The organism is Thalassoroseus sp. (assembly GCF_984380535.1).
In genome coordinates this window covers 150,612-167,311 of sequence record NZ_CFHRBF010000005.1, presented here as the reverse complement: position 1 = coordinate 167,311, position 16,700 = coordinate 150,612, and the positions used below count along the sequence as shown (strand labels likewise).

General features: G+C 55.6%; 7 protein-coding genes. 4 read left to right on the top strand and 3 right to left on the bottom strand.

Going from position 1 to position 16,700, the window contains the following annotated elements:
* Positions 1–77: 77 nt before the first annotated feature.
* From AC5DDB_RS08350 to AC5DDB_RS08340, 3 genes are all read right to left on the bottom strand, one after another.
* Complete coding sequence (locus tag AC5DDB_RS08350) at positions 78–3,422, bottom strand: DUF1583 domain-containing protein (RefSeq protein WP_491739250.1); 3,345 nt, start codon at positions 3,420–3,422, stop codon at positions 78–80.
* On the bottom strand, positions 3,412–6,744 hold the full coding sequence (locus AC5DDB_RS08345; RefSeq protein WP_491739249.1) for a DUF1583 domain-containing protein: 3,333 nt from the start codon (positions 6,742–6,744) through the stop codon (positions 3,412–3,414). Before AC5DDB_RS08345 ends, AC5DDB_RS08350 begins: the two co-directional genes overlap by 11 nt.
* Before the next feature lie 66 nt (positions 6,745–6,810).
* Positions 6,811–10,089, bottom strand: a complete 3,279-nt coding sequence (locus AC5DDB_RS08340; protein ID WP_491739248.1) for a DUF1583 domain-containing protein — start codon at positions 10,087–10,089, stop codon at positions 6,811–6,813.
* Between the two features lie 251 nt (positions 10,090–10,340).
* On the opposite strand from AC5DDB_RS08340, the gene AC5DDB_RS08335 reads away from it, so the two are divergent.
* From AC5DDB_RS08335 to AC5DDB_RS08320, 4 genes are all read left to right on the top strand, one after another.
* Positions 10,341–10,976 carry an RNA polymerase sigma factor gene (locus AC5DDB_RS08335; RefSeq protein ID WP_491739247.1) on the top strand — a complete coding sequence of 212 codons (636 nt, stop codon included), beginning with the start codon at positions 10,341–10,343 and terminating at the stop codon, positions 10,974–10,976.
* A gap of 99 nt (positions 10,977–11,075) precedes the next feature.
* Positions 11,076–13,592, top strand: a complete 2,517-nt coding sequence (locus AC5DDB_RS08330; RefSeq protein ID WP_491739246.1) for a DUF1549 and DUF1553 domain-containing protein — start codon at positions 11,076–11,078, stop codon at positions 13,590–13,592.
* Between the two features lie 123 nt (positions 13,593–13,715).
* On the top strand, positions 13,716–15,062 hold the full coding sequence (locus tag AC5DDB_RS08325) for a DUF1501 domain-containing protein (protein ID WP_491739245.1): 1,347 nt from the start codon (positions 13,716–13,718) through the stop codon (positions 15,060–15,062).
* Positions 15,059–16,639, top strand: a complete 1,581-nt coding sequence (locus AC5DDB_RS08320) for a hypothetical protein (protein WP_491739244.1) — start codon at positions 15,059–15,061, stop codon at positions 16,637–16,639. Before AC5DDB_RS08325 ends, AC5DDB_RS08320 begins: the two co-directional genes overlap by 4 nt.
* Positions 16,640–16,700: the final 61 nt, after the last annotated feature.

Genomic DNA, 16,700 nt, shown 5'->3' with positions numbered 1-16,700 from the left:
TCACAATCGGTGTCTCGATCAGGTGATTTCGCTGGTAGCGGTTTCTGTTTTGTGGACGCAGAAACCGATAACACGGTCTAACGGAATAGATTTCGTATCGCGTCAAACAACGAGGGCTTTGCAGGTGGTTTGACGGGTGCGGGCATGGGATTGATTGCAGGCACCGGATTCATTGCAGGCATCGCTCGGAGACGGTCTTCCTGCGTGACGACCCGGTCGGCTCGGAATTCGACCGATTTCAACAGCACGACGGTTTCCAAACCTTCGCCTCGCGTATTGACCATGAAGCGAATGAATCTTGGCGGTAGCGGTCCGGTGCCGACTTCCTTTTCGGTGACAATCGTATCGGATTCGCCGTCCCTAGTTTTCGCAAGAAGCGTCAACAGCGAACCATATCGGCAGACACGTAAACCCGTGATGTCCTTCACCGGAATGGTGCCAAATTCCGCGTACTCTCGTTGGCCGTTCTCGGCACGCATCCCGAGATGTCCCCGAACGGACTCCCCATCTTTATTGTTCTCGTAGAGCGCGCTGATTTGGTCGTAGTTGTCATCCGGAATCTCGACTTGCAAGTAAACCGTGCTGAGGTCACTGTTTTCATATTCGGGAACTTTGAGCACCTCGAAGTCGGCGGAAAGATCGAAGTTCCCGTCGATCAAAACTTGTGATTGAAACCCCGTAGCAAACCAATCTTTTTGACCCACCGCGGGGATTCTCCAGCCTTTGTCCTTCGCGTTCCATGCGGGTGTTCCCGAGCGTAACGCGAAGTTCGGTGTTGGAGCGTTCTTGGTGAAATCGTGTTGGAACCGCTCGGCTAACTGTTCGCGTTTTTGATCGAGATCGGCGACGTTTGTGGTCGATGTTTCCAATGCCTCACCGGTGAGTTCTTCCGCTTGGATAGACAGCGACTTCCATACTGCGCTCACTTCGCCCTTTTGAAAGATCTGTGTGACCAAGCGAATCTCACGCACGTCGGCCCGATCGTTCAGGGTTTCGATCTGGCCGCGAAGTTGGAAGTACTGCGAATCCCCCTGGGCCGTGAAGTACGAAAGCGTGTTACCCGTGCGTGTGAGCCGCAGTTTCCCGGCGTGCTCTTCCATGGCAGTATTCGAGAAATGATTTCGACGATTTTGTCCCGGCGCATTCTGCACGACAATACATTGGCATTGATGACGAACGGTGCCGGTTTGATCGTGAATTTTTCGCCGCGTGATGGAATACTCTTGGTTATCCGGCGTCTCGAAATACACGATGAGGTAGAGAGTCGAATTGCCACCAGGGATTGTGTCGGCTTCGTAGTCTTCGAAGTCTGCGACAATATCGAAATCGCCTTTGAGGGTGAGTTTCGGTGCAATCGAAACCCCGCGATATCCCTTCTCGGAAGTTTGTGTCGTGAACAAACCTCGGTTGGTGACTTTGGTATCACGGATGCCATTACCACGGTGGATTTCGAATTTCGAATACCATTGAGGATTATTCGCAAAATTGAAAGCGAACTTATCAGCAAGGTGTTCGGTCTTCCCATCGAAAGGATCGAACTGCTCGAACGCCATTTCCTGCATGGAGGTGGGAGGCACTTCCCGCAGCCAGGCTCCCCGGTGAACAACGTTCCGAACTTTGACTCGAGCCCGGTCGATAAATTGGAAGTAACCGAAGGTGCGTGGGTTCGTTGCAGCCAACTGATGACGATAGATCGGTTTGTCGTTCAGGTTCAGTGTGATCGTGTCGCCTTCGAGTGTGACCCGCACACGGTTCCACGCATTCGCAACCAAAGGCAACTCGCCGCCGATTTGGTTCGCGGGTTCCACCGAGACATTTGCGGGATCAAGATCGGTGCGTTCGAAGGGCCCGTCAGTCACGCGATGGATCTTGACGCCATCCGGTTCCATTAAGAATGCCAACCGTCCGATGGCGGGGTGCGTGTGAAACTGACCGGGTTCGTAGAAGAATTCGTAGGTGATTTCGCCATCTTCGAACAGCGGACGCTGATAGAGCAGTAGGCGTTCGACATGATGATCGGGCAATGCCGCCATGTCGGTTTCCAAAACGCCATCGCGTTGAATCCATCCGCCCTCGGCCATCCCCACCGGCATACCAAAATACGACGACCAACTGCTCAGGTCGGAACCGGTTAGCAGAGGAATCGCATCGGGAACTCTGGGATTGCCGGTAATTCGTAAATTGCGAATGCCCCCGTCGCGACGAATATCGCTATGAATGCCGATCCACGGGCAAATTTCGTAGTCGGTGACTTCACGATGAGCCAACAATCCGTTGACGTACGTGGTGACGATGTTGTCTTCCACTTCGACCCGCATGTAAAACCAATCGCGAGTTTTCGTCAACTTTCGCGAAAGCTTTCGGTTATCAAATCGGAAGCGATAGTTTCCGATCTCATACTCGTCGAGCAAATACGACGGATACACCCAACGTCTGCCAACCAGCAAATGCGTATCACGCCAATCGAACGCTTGGGCTTCCCATTCGATCCGAAACGTGCCTTGCAGCGGGATTGCATAATACAGGTAGTCGTCTTGGTAACTCACCAGGTTCTCGGCATACCCGGCGTGCATGTCCCAGACGGCGGTTGGTCGCCCTTCTCCGTTAAATTGGGCCGTCATGCGACTGGCAGGTTGCCAGTTTTTCAGCGTGTGAACTTTCGGGCGTTGATCTTCGTCGAGCGTTTCCACCATCGTCCGGCGAGAGATCCCGATCAGTCGGCCCCAATGTTGCCGGTCGATCGACAGTGTATAATTCTGCCGCGTCCAAGAGAAATACCGATACACCGCATAAGCGATGTCGTTGCGTTGAAGTTGATGTCGCAGACAGTACTCGTAGACCAACCATTCCGCGTTTGTCGGTCCGTCTTCCACGTTGACCGGTGTCGTTTCGATAAACTGGCTCAATAGTTTTTCGAAAGTTTCCGTGTTGCCCCGGTACGACTCCGCCAGTAGCAAGATTGCCAGTTGGGACACGCGATCTGCCGAGGCGTCTTCGATTGGTATTGCGTGAACTTTCGCAATGACCGCATCCAATTCTCCGAGTTCCCGAGCGGTTTCCAGCCAATCGTAGACGGGAGAAACCATCTCGCCGCCTGTCGCGTTTGGTTCATCGATCGTCGCGGTGTTTTCCGCGGAAAGTGTTTCGGGAGGGTTCGTCGGGGTGAACCCGAATTGCAATCGCCAAGCGGCATGCGTGGAGTTTGGAAGAATCCAATTCGTCAGGAATTCAAAGCGATCTTTCGCGGGTAACTGTTGGACTTTGTGATGAATCGTCCAGGCCGATTCGGTCGTGTGTTGTTCGGCGAAAATCTCGCTGATCGCCAAATCATCACTGGCGAACAACGGATTCACGACGCTGCAATGCGTCAACACAATCGCGACGAAACACCAACATTGCAGCCAAAGTGATTTATGGTTCATCTCGATCCTCTGGCTTCGGTTGATCGTTGCGTTTTGCAAGCGTCAGTGTTTTCCAAGTCACATCGACCGACCAAGTCGGCGTGGTTGCGTAGGCGTAGGACATGATAAGCCCCGATGAAAAATCAGCCCGATCGATTTTGATTCCCGCCTGCACATGCCAGTCGTCGGAATCGTCTTCGGAATACAGGAAGTACAGCGTTCCACGATCGACAACGAACCGCAAGCGATCCGGTGAGTTCACGGGCATCGACCGGATCGGCAGATAAACCCGACGACCGGCGATATCACGACAGACCACGCGGGCCGTCAACCAACGCAAGCCGTTGGGCTTGTGTTTTAGAATCCAAGTGACTTTGTACGGCTTCGTTTGGATCGATTGCTCGCCGATGGCTCCGACCGGCCATGAAACGCCGGGCAGGTCTGTCGCTTCGTACGGAAATATCATTTCCACTCCGACTTCCGTCCGGTCTCCGGAACCGTTCGAGGTTTCGATGTCATGCACATCCAACGCGATTTCCACGTCAGTCGTACCGTTGGGGAGGCTGTGACCTCGAAAGGGGAACGGCCGAGAACTGTAGCCGATCGATTTCACCTGCCATCGTGGGCCATCGGTTGTCGGGGTCGTCACGACCATGACACTGGGATCATTCGCTGTCGGCTGCGGAAACTGGTCCAGCTTGGTGAACTCGATAACTTCCGTGTCGGCTGCGTCTCGGTGTTCATTGAGACGCGTCGCGAGTTGCAGTTCGTTGGCAGTCGGGCCGCCGTAGATTTTCTCGGCTCGAACGATCAGTTCGTTCCACACCACCCGAGTCTGGACGTCAGGACCATCCGCCTGTAGCAAGCACTTCAAGCCTTGCACACGTATGGGAGCAGCGGGCAGCGGTTCGTTGTCGATCAGTCGGAAATTCGGCGAGTCGCCTTCGGCATACAAGGCGTAAATGCGGTCGCCTCGTCGAGCCAAGCGAAGTTGCCCGGATGACGAAGCTTCCACAACACGATCGGTCGTCCAAGGGACGCGTCCGTCGTGTTTGGTTTCCGTCTTGGCGAAGGCGGCTTTGTCGCCATCCCAATCGAACCGGCGAAACACAACCGCGGCCGCTTGACTGGCGGTATTGGTGCTAGCCTTCAAACCGATTGCACCGCGTTTCTTATCACCTTCGGGTTGTACAACCGAGAAATCCTGAAAGCGAGCAGTCACGTCGAAGTCGCCCGCGAACTCGAGACACGCTAGCAAATCGTGTAGACCATCGTTGCCGATCCGTTGCATCAGAACGCCCGATTCACTCGGTTCGAGCGTGGATAAATCACCGTTGCCGTCGAACCATTCCGCGGGAGCGCCCGTTTTGAAGTCATGTCGCCAGACGGCCGGTAACTCTTTGACCGAACGGTCAAGCTCCGCGATGACCGGATCGACTAGTTCCTGTTCTGGCAGCGATTTCGGCCAACCGCCTTGCCATACCACAATCTTGACAAGAGCTTCGGTCCAATCCGCGTAATGAAAGAGCCCGAACTCGCGTTGATTCGTCACTTCCAAAGGCCGTTCGAAGATGAACTCGTCATTCAATTTCAATCGGACGGTTCGTCCTTCAAGTGAGAGTTGCAACCGATTCCAAGCGTCTTCACGAAGTGGCAGTTCTTCCGGACCGCGTTGAAACGTCGGATCAAAGTCCGCGTTCATGGGGTCGAGTCCGCTGGTTTCGTGACGACCGTCGGTAATCCAATGGGTATGAACGCCATCGGGTTTCAATAGAAACGCCAACCGTCCGATCGCGGGGTGCACTTCCACGAGGTCTTTCTGATAGAAAAACTCGTATTCGATCGTTCCGTCTTCGACCATCGGGCGGTGATATCGCAACCACTTTTCCATGCCTTCCCCGCGGACATCGACACGGGGATAACCTTGGACCACAACAGTGCCGGTCTCGTCGGCTTTTGCCGACCAAAACCCCTGATTCGCACCGAAACCGTGCTCGTAATACGGGACCCAACCAGGCATATCGGGTTCTGCGGTCAACAAGATCTTATCAGGGATGACAGGATTGCCGGTGATGTGAAAATCCCGCATTGTCGGATGCGATCGTCGCCACGAGCGAAAAGTGACCCACGGGTTATGCTCGGCCGGCAAGGTTTCCTCGTAGACGAGTTGCCCGTTAAAGAAAGCTTGGAGTTGCCGATCGTGAACAACGGCTCGGAACCGTGCCCAATTGTCGCTGCCGAGTTTTGGCGAAACGTCATTCAACCCGAGGTGTTTGCGATACGTGCCTGTCTTCAACTTGGATTGGTGAAAATCCATCTCCAATACACGACCCGCCACCACAAATCCGCCATGAAAACCCGATCCGGTGGTGTAATCGCATTCGACTTGAAAGTCGCCTCGCAGGGGCACGCGATAGGTCAAATAGTCCATCTCATGACCGGACAACTTATGCAGTTCATGTCCGCGTTGTTGCCAACATCCGGTCGGGCGTCCTTGACTGCGGGATGATGAATCGGCGAACGAATCCACCGTCCAATTCGCGAGCGGCGAGGCGGTTTCGTCGTGTCTGAGACCTCGGAAAATACCGGTCAGGGACCGAATATGGTCGTTCATCGAATCCAAACCGATGTCGGGCGAGTAACCGAAAATACTCGCAAACTCGCTGTTCGCCCATTCGCCGACCATGGCCCGGGTTTTCGGATTGGCCAACCCTTGTTGGAGGATCAACACTTCAGGCCAGCGGTCCGCCCCGCGTTCATCGGGCACCTGAGCCGCGTGGGGAATGAACGCATCGAGCGTGGCGGTCGCGGCGGGCACGTCGTCCCGGGCAATCGCTGTCAGAAACAGCAATGCCAGTTGATCGCGGTGTTCGTCGCCCGTTTGGGCGGAACGGGATTTGATGTCGCGTTCAAGTTCCTGAAGCCGACCCAATTCGCGGGCGGTTTCCAGGAGGTCCAACACCGGCGAAACCACCACACCACCACGATCCTCACGCACCGGTTCGCTGTCGGTCGCCGGTTTCCACAAACTCGCGCGGGAGTCATGGGGAGAATCTTGCTCACCAGCCGGGTGAGTGGTCAGGAATCGACCGATCACACGGAATTTCTGCGGCTGGCCAGTTGGCAACACATATTCTCTCAGGAACTTCCACCGCTCTTCCGACGACTGTTCGGCCGCTTGCACCTGAACGTGCTGAATGTTTGCCGCGAGCACATCGTTGCCAAACATCACACGCAGAGCATACGCATCCGATGACGGATCGGTTGTCGGTTCGTCTGCAAGCCCGCAAGACGCGTAAAACAATCCCAGACCCAAAGCGACAGAGTTGAAAATTCGAAGCATGGAATACTCACTCCCGAGTCGCATGGGTTCAATCCCGTTCTAAACTCTTACCGGGCTTCAACGATGTTAGGGGTTTGGGAAAACCGTGCTTTCCAGTCGATCTGCAGCGAGCGTGATGGACTTGTACAACACGACGGTTTCCCGATTCGGTCCGCCGGTGTGCACAATCGTGCGAAGATCACCGAACCGCACCGGATGAAGGGGAACTTTGAGCAAGCCCATCAGCACCGGCTCAGTTTCGGGTGTTTCTTGGAGAATGAAATACGCGATGTCGTTACGTCGCACGATTCGCAATCGATGAACCTGTTCAAACGGCACACTTGCAAGCTCTTCGTATTCATGCCCGTTACCATTCGGACGCCGGAGCTGAAGTTCCCCGGCTTTGTATCCCACACTCGAAATCGCGAACTTCGACTGAACAAGTGTGGCGACGGGGTCTGACATAACGACTTCCAAATACGCCGTACATTCACCGCCCGATTGTGCTGCCTGAATTTTTTGCACATCGAGTTCGACGGTGTAATCAAAGTCTCCATAAACGGCAAACGGCAGCACCAAACCGGAACCCCGCCAGCTACTAAATCCTGGTTGCGTCAGGGTCAAGCCATCTGGGCCAACTTGGTACGTTCCGGGTGAACCCCAACGAGGAATTCGGCTCACTGTTTTGGCATCACTGAGATCGAGTGTGTGCGTTGCCTTCAGGGATTTCCGGTGTTCATCGAGTTCAGCGATGTTCGGAATCGATTCGATCGCCGTCCCTGTCATTTTTTCCGCACGGACACTCAGCGACTTCCAGACGACTTTAGCATTTCCGAGTTTTGTGGTCTCGATGATCAAGCGAAAGTCGGACGCGCGGGTGTGGTCAGTCGGGGCAGTTTGCGTGTATAGCAGCCGGTAGTTTTCGGAATTCTCGGCAGCAAACAGGTAGTGAACTTGATCATCCTTGCGAACGAATCGAAGTTTCCCGGCTGGGCTGGCTTCGCTGGTTTTTTTCGGGAATTCGTATTGTCGTTCGCCATTCCGGACGTAGAAGTACGCCGCTTGGATAATTTGCTGACCGAGTTCTTTTTTGTCGAATCGGGAGAACTTGCGATAGAATCGGCATTCGGTGAGGTCTTCGAAACCGACGAACAACTGGATGTTCCCGTCGCCGCCCTCGGCAATCGAAGATTCGAATCCTTCGAATTCCGCGATGATATCGAAGTCTCCCTGTAATTGGAGTTGCGGAATGATTTCGTATCGCACGTAGTAGTCACGTCCAGGTCGGGTCAGTTGAAGACCGTCTTCCAATTGTTTCGAGTTTCTCTGCCAGCCTTCACCTTGCATCAGAAACCGTTCCGGCGGCAGACCGTTGGCGAAATTGTGCTCGAAGGACATTGGCAGTTCGAGACCCGCCAGTAGCGTTTCAACGCGGTCGTCGGCCAATTGTTGCTGGAGCGGTGCGGGAAGTTTCCGGGGCCAATCGCCTTGCCAGCGAATGTTCCGGACGCGGGCTTCGGTTTGGTCGGCGTAGTGGAACAGTCCGAAAGTTCGCTGATTCGACTCCGCAAGAGTATGCTGGAAAACCGTCTGTGCGTTCAGGCGGATCGTGACCACATTGCCCGTGATCGTGAAATCCACGCGGTTCCACTCCTTCGATTTCAATGGCAACGAACCAGTGATGTTCTCGCGACCTGTGACCCATGTCACATTTGTAGGATCGAGACCGGTGCGGTCGTAGGGCCAATCACCGATCGTGTGCAGAGACACGCCCTTGGGACGAATCAGAAACGCCGTGCGACCGAGAGCCGGGTGAATGTCGAACCGATCGGCCTCGTAATAGAATTCGTAAGAGATCGAGCCGTCTTCGATCATCGGCCGATGATACCGAATCAAACTTTCTCGGTACGAACCGAGGTTCTCGGGATCGCAATCGCCTTGCAAGATTTTGCTGCCGGTCTCGTCGAACTTGCTGGCGTCGACCAACCGCCAATCGCTGTCACTTTTGCCGATGGACTCGTCGTAGTACGACAGCCAACCGAGTAATCGCTCATCGCTGAGAAGTTCGATTTCCTCGGGAATCGTGGGTTCGCCGATGATTCGCAGATTCTTGACCCAACCGTGGGTGTACCAATAACTCATGATGGTCACCCACGGGTTGCTCGTGGAGACGTCGGCTCGGAACACTTCACGACCGTTGATTTCGGTGATCCGCACGCCATCTCGGACCACCAACCGCACCCGCATTGGTTCGCTGACCTCATCGAGTGGTCGTGCCAGCAGGACACTAGGATCGTCGTCGTCGAAATGGCCGTTGAGGATGCCCTTGTGATCGTACCCAGGCCCGGCCCACGTTCCGCCGTAGCCGAGTCGCGTGTCGCGGTAGTTGAAGGCACTGACGTCGGCTTCGACGACGAAATCTCCGAGAAGCGGCGTGCGGTAACACAAGTAGTCGCGGTCGTGTCCCGAGACATGGGCGATCAACCCGCGTCGGCGAATCCAATTCGGTTCGGGAAATCCTTTGGCGACAGTGCCGGCGATCGCACGGGATACCGGAATCCAGGCGTCGCTGAGCATCGCGTCTGACGAATCACCGGCTGTGAGATCCTTCTCGTCTTGCAGATACCACTGTAATAGGTACTTCAACGCGTAAACCTGGCGATGCCACCGTTCGCTACGCGGTCCTTCGCCATTCCGGGTTTGTTCGTAGACCTGAAACACCAAGTCGGCAATGTTCACCCGCAGTTCCGGCACGCGGGCCGCAGTCCAGAGCACAACGGTTTCCGGGCCGCGTTCGGCGACGGTCACGGGGGTGGCGGAAACGTGATTGTAGAATGTGACCAGTAAGTCCTGGGTCGGTTCGTAGTCCTCACGGGCAATCCCGATGAGAATCCGCACGGCGAGCGCTTCGCCGGATTGCGACGGATCGGCTTTTAGACGGGCATCGACAAGTTCCTCGATTTCGTCCAAGCGGTTTAACTCGCGGGCACATTCCACCAGTTCACGGACTGGAGCGATGAGCTGTCGATCGAGATGCGAACCGAGCGGTTCTGTCGCATCGGATGTCACATGGTCGGTGGGGGCAAAATCGACTTCCACGCGAATCTTGGATCGCTTCGGCGGAAAGACGGCCTCTCGCAGCAGCGGATATTTCTCTCGCGGCGGCAACGACGCCGTGCGAACATGGAGTTCAAAACTGTTTTCGAGGTTCTCATCACCGAACAACTCCGCCATCGCGGCCAAGTCGCTGGGGTCTTCGGCGTTTGCGACGCCCCCCAAGAGCGATTCAAAACTCAGGATAACGATCAACAGACCCCAGGCGTGGAAAGTGAATCGCAAGAAGGGGTAGCGCTTTTCAGTGTTCACGTTTTGAAATCTCCCTACTGATTGACTCAACGAGTACGTGTTTTCACGTAAACTATTTCTGAAAACGGTAAGATCATCGCCGGAGTAACTCGGCCGAAAGAAATTCAAACACAATAAGTTGTGTTATATCAATTGGTTACGTTCTCTTCCTGAAGGTTGTTACAAAAAAGTTTCCGAAAGGCATACGTGTTCTGTGTTACCGATGCGACTTATTTTGTGCCAGCCAACCTGAACAGAAAACGAGGCCGGTCTTGAACGATATCGAATTCGTCGCAGCGCTCCGTCGACGCGAACCGGCGGCGATCCACCACCTAACCGAAACATACGTACCGTCTGTCTGGCGGTTCGTGTATTTCCGGGTCCATGGTGATCGTCACCTCGCGGAGGATATTGTCAGTGAGGCCGTTCTCGCGATCATGCGAGCCGCCGCCAAGGGGACGGAAATTCACAGTCCGTCGGCTTGGTTGCGGACGGTGGCTGTTAATAAGGTGAACGATCATTTCCGGGCTGCCGCTCGTGTTCAACACTTGATCGAGGAAGCTCGGCAAACGGGAACACATGTGGAAGACGAAGACGCGGTCGCTCAGGAGGTGCTTGTCGAAAAGCGGATGGAAGTCCGGCGGGCCATGGACGAACTGCCCGAACAGCACCGGTTGGCGATGGAATGGAAATACATCGAAAAGTTGAGTGTCCGTGAGATTGCCCAACGCTTGGATGTGACTGAGAAGGCGGCCGAATCGATTTTGTTTCGAGCTCGCCGCGAACTTCGGGCCAAATTGAAACCCAATGATGATGACGACGAAACGAGTCGTCGTTTCCGGCGGTCGCGTGACGAGCGTGAACCGTCGAGTCATGAACAAACCGAGTCCGTGAATGAAGTGACGTAGGGCGCGTCCCCGCGCACCGACGGGCCGACGACGATGTCGGCTCACCAGATCAATCGCTTACGTTTCTTTCTTTGGTTCTTTTCACAGTCAGCAACGGTCATGTCATACGACCCCTCAGACTTCGATGCCGCCGAATTGGCTGATCCGGAATTGGAACAGTTGCTGGACGATTCGTACTCGGCTCCTCCGGTTCCACGGAGTTTGCTCAAACGCATCGATCAAACCGTGAAAGCCGAATGGGGCGAGTCCCCACGTTTGGTGGAAAGCCGAACGAGTCGGCTGCGTGAGCGGTTCGCGTCACGTCCTAAATGGTTGCGGTTTGCACCATTGGCAACGGCGGCGGCGATGGTGATCGCCATCGGTGTGTTGACGATTACCGGTTCGACACCGTCTGCCTGGGCGAAGATGCTTGAAGCACTCTCCAATGGCGAAGTGGTGGAAATCGAAACGGCTGACGGTGTGCGATGGATGTCGCTGTCCGAACGCGAACTCGGCGAACGTACGGCTCAGGTCACTCAGGTTTGGGACGCCCAAAACCAAGTCCTCTTGTACCGACAACGTGGGACGAACCAGATTCAACGGGCTCCGCTGAATATTGAAATGACTTCCGGCGATCTGGCGGCGAGTTTCTTCCTGGGGAATATCGCCTCGGACGAACCACGACCGCAAATCGTGAGTGAGCGTTGCGAGACTTCGAATGACATGCTCGTGCTGTTCGTCGAATTCAACACGGTCGCTGCCACCAATACGGAACTGCGGTTGGAACTCGATTCCGAGACGTATCTGCCGCTTCGCTACCGCCTTGATTCCGATCGAGTCCCGAGTGGGTCTGCCACGGTCAATTATTCGTCACGAGCTGTCGCTGACATCCGCAAACAGGAATTCCCTGCCGATTTGCCGGTTGTCGATGTGGATGAAGTTCGGCCGGTTGCGGTGGCTCAGCGAGATGATGTGACGGTCGTCGAGAATGACAACCTCACCAAGACCGCTGAGAACACGGCAGCTCTCCCTGTGACAACACCGACCTTGACCAAACCGCAAGCCGAAGCATTGGCTGCCATCGATTGGAGTCAGGCCGACCCTGCGAAATGGGGGGCTGTGCCCTCGCGGAGTGAATCGACCACGCAAGTCGTTGCTCGCCTCAATTCTCGAATGGCGGAACTGTGGCAGTCACAAGATGTAAAACCCGTCGCGGCGGCCACCGATGAAGAGATGCTCCGACGAGTGTATCTCGATCTCGCCGGTCGCACGCCGAGTGTGCACGAAGTGCGAGCGTACTTGAAAGACACCTCACCGAATCGCTACGAGCAACTTGTCGATCGGCTGCTTGCCAGCCCCGATCACGCCTCACATATGGCGGCCGTCTGGCGGACGTTCCTGATCCCCGAGGGTGTAGACTTGTCCGCCTTCGGCGGTGTGCAGGCCTTCGACAAATGGCTCGCCGAGCGGTTCGAGAGTGGTGATTCCTACGATCAAATCGTGCGAGACTTGTTGCTCGCCGAGGGTCGGTTGTCGAAATCCGGTCCGCTGTTGTTCTACTCGGCGGTGAAACTCAACCCCGAAGAACTCGCCTCCCGTACCGCTCGCGTGTTCCTAGGCATGCGGTTGGAATGTGCTCAGTGTCATGACCATCCGTTCGAGCCGTGGTCACAAGAAGACTTCTGGGGGTTTGCAGCGTTCTTCGCGCAGATTTCCCGACCGAACGCCGAGTTGGAGACCGTTTCCAGTGTGATGCGGGTTGCCGACGTCGATCACGGCGAAGTGCAGTTGCCGATTTTTGAAACTGTGATTCCGCCGAAGTTCCTCGACAACGAACCGATGGCGACCGGCGACGAGAAATCCACGCCGCCGCGTCGGCAACAACTCGCCGACTGGTTGACTCGACCTGAGAACCCGTACTTCGCCCGAGCGACGGCCAACCGTGTGTGGGGGCACCTGTTCGGCAAAGGAATCGTGGACCCAATGGACGACTTCGGCACCCAACACCCGCCGAAGTCGAAGGAACTGCTCGACTTGCTCGCCAGTCACTTCGTGGGGTCTGGGTTTGATCTGCGGGAACTGTTCCGCGTGATGGCCCTGTCGCGACCGTATCGTCTCTCGAGTGGAGCCGGTGATGTCGATGAAGACCGTCTCGAGTGGTTTGCTCAGATGAACGTCAAGATGCTCACCGCCGAGCAAGTTTATGACTGTATCAGCGTGGCGACCTTGCTGGAGTCGGCACCGGTACAAAATCCGTACGACTTCAACGTACTGCGGTTCAACAACAGCGAACGGGAACTGTTCCTCGAACAGTTCCGCACCCCCGCAGGACGTTCAACGGAATACCAAGCCGGCATTCCACAAGCGCTGACACTGATGAATGGCACACTCATCGAAGGTGCCACAAGTCTGGCTCGTAGTGGGTTGCTCGCAAGTTTGGATGCACCGTTCTTTACGAACAAGCAGCGAATCGAAGTTCTCTACCTCGCAACGTTGTCTCGACAACCCACCGAGACGGAATGGACATTCCTCGAAGACTACGTACCCGCCGATGCCACCGGTCAGGAACGCAAAGACGGCCTGGCCGACATCCTCTGGGTGCTATTGAATAGTGCTGAGTTCACGATGAATCATTAGTAGGAACGAGGGGTTAGGATTTGGGGGTTAGGAAAATCTCCTGACCCAAGAATCTGGTTTTCAATTCTGCCCTAATCCCTAAATCCTAATCTCCAACCCCTGATTCCCAACGGACAACGAACCATGAATCGACGCAATTTTCTTTCTTCGCTCGCGGTGGGAATGGGCGGTTTGAGTGCCAGCGGTTGGTTTCCGGCGTTGGCGAACGAACTGGCTTCCAACAAGAGTCGCAAACGGCATTGCATTCTGCTGTGGATGAGTGGCGGGCCGACGCAGACCGACACCTTCGACATGAAACCCAATCACGAGAACGGCGGCGAATTCTCTGAGATTCAAACAGCCGCTCCCGGGTTGCGTTTCAGCGAACATCTTCCGAAGTTGGCGAAGTTCGGTGATCAACTCGCGGTCATGCGGGGGCTTAGCACGAAGGAAGGCGACCACGGTCGTGGCACCTATCTGATGCGAACCGGGCATGTTCCAATGGGGCCGATGATGTATCCCAGCATCGGGTCGTCACTCGCAAAACATCTGGGCGAAGACGATTCCACATTGCCGAATTGCGTAAGTGTCGGCAGCTATCGGGCCTTTAATCAAGACGCGTTCGGCCCAGGTTTTCTGGGACCGAAGTATGGGCCGCTGTTTGTAGGGGCATCTGATATTCCAGCCGCTGCACCGGCGGGTAATGGTGGAGGCGGAGGTCGCAATAACAACCAGCCACCGTTCCCGGAACTCAAGGTGCAATCGCTCGACCGTCCGCAAGACGTCAGCGAAACCCGAATGACCAAGCGATTGGAACTCTGGAGGAATCTGCAAGCGGACTTTCTCGCGAAACACCGTGCGGGGGCTGCGAAGTCGCATAACATGGTGTATAGCGGAGCCGTCCAACTCATGAACAGCAAAGACGCGGAGGCGTTTGACCTGTCGAAAGAATCCGACGAACTCCGTGAAGCCTACGGTCGCACTGTGTTCGGGCAAGGTTGTTTGCTCGCTCGGCGGTTGATCGAACGCGGGGTGGCCTTTGTCGAAGTCTCATTGGGACTTACCAGCGGCGGAGTCGGTTGGGACACCCACGTCAACAACTTCAACGCGGTCGAGCGGCTCTCGAACGATCTCGACGCCGGTTGGGCAACGCTGATGGAAGACTTGAAACAACGCGGGTTGCTCGAATCCACCACGATTCTGTGGATGGGCGAATTCGGTCGCACGCCGCAAATCAACGGCACCGTCGGTCGCGATCACTTCCCGAATGCGTGGTCAGCCGTGTTGGCCGGTGGTGGAATCGCAGGCGGTCAAGCCTACGGACAAACCAGCGAAGACGGCACAGAAGTCATCGAAGGCAAAACCACCGCTCCCGATTTGCTCGCCACGTTGTGTCATGCACTCGGAGTCGGCGACGCCTCCAGCATGGCTCCCAGCGGACGTCCGATTCCTTTGACCGATGGCTATCCCATCGAGGCGGTGTTGGCATGAAACTCGCCCCAGTCTTCCAACCACTGGCATTCGGATGGTTCCTCACATCGATGACGGCCGCCGAAGAAACATTACCGGTTTCAGTGCCGGTAAAAGTGCAGTCCGTCAGCACGCCGGATTCCTCGGAATCGATGTCGATGATGATCAATCCCGGAGTGGGTGCTCCCGCAGCTCCAACTATGCCCGATGGACGGTTGCCGCAATATCAACTCGATTACAGTCGCAAAGAGATTCCCACCCTCGAAGCGATTCAAAATCCCAAGTTGCGATACCTGCTCACCCTGCCCGACCAACCACTACTGATCGAAGCCACGGTGACGATCGACGGTCAACCGTTTGGCATGGTGCGTGAACGGCGGGTCGAGCAAATGTTGACCGACGCGACACGCCCCATCCCAGAGCCGACCGAACCAAAAGTCAAACCGCCCGCCATCGCGGAGAAACCACCGGCTGAAGGCGAAATGCAGCAGAAGTACGTGACGCCACCAACGGTGCCGCCCTATTCGCTCGCAGAGAACGCCACCGAATTACTACGCCGATACGTCACGGCGATCGGGCCGGAAGTCAGCCGGGATGAAGTGCATTGGTTGCTCATCAATCGTGTTGATGGGCCGATTCTGTTGGAACTCAATTCGAACTTCCAACGCTTCCGCGCCGGCAAACGCCCGGTGTTCGACATTCTCGACCGCGACCGTGACAACATCATCTCTGCCAAGGAACTCGACGAGTGCGTCAAGAGTTTCGAAGAGTGCGACCTCAACCGCGATCAAATCGTGACGTATCTCGAACTCGACGAAGTCGCCGCCGACCCAAGGCTCCGAAAACAACTGCCGAAACACGGCGTGGAATTGATTCACCTCGCCGGGAATTCCTTGGATCGCCAAACGATCCGTGATTTGAAGGCCCGTTACGGCGATACGGTTGATGAAAGTGTGAGCGAAACGGCTCCGCATGTCCGCCTGGAATTGAATTTCGACACCACCGCACCCAACCAATCGGCGTTGACCATCACTAATGTTGCCATTGGCGATGTCGCAAGCGAATCGCAATTGCAAGCGGTCGGTTCCACGCTCATGGTGTCGACCTCACAATCACGACTGGAATTCTCCGCGTTGCAACTTGGTGCGAGTGACCAAATCTCGATCGGCGTGGTACAAGACGGTTATCCGATTTTGCCCGCGATTGATCCGAACAGCGACGGTCGCTTTACGATCCGGGAACTTCGCGGCTTACGGGAACGTCTCCAACCTTTTGACCGGAACGGCGATGGCGAAATCACCGCAGGTGAAACGCAGTCGACGATCCGCGTGTGTTTTGGACTCGGACCAGGAGTGCACCAAGAGTTGGCCGGTATTCGGTCCATGACACTCGCCGATTCCACACCGTCCGTCTCTGGACCAGAGTGGTTCCGACGTATGGACCGCAATAAAGACGGCGACCTGACTCGCGGCGAATTCCCGGGAACCGATGAACAATTTGCCGATTTGGATGCCGACTCCGACGAACTTGTCAGTGCGGACGAAGCGAACAAATTCGAACAAGACCAGAACCCCCCGGCGGAGGCGGAGTCGAAGTGATTTCCATCCGTGGTACACTCACTGATTCGCGTGCATCCCATGAATCGATTTGAAACAGATC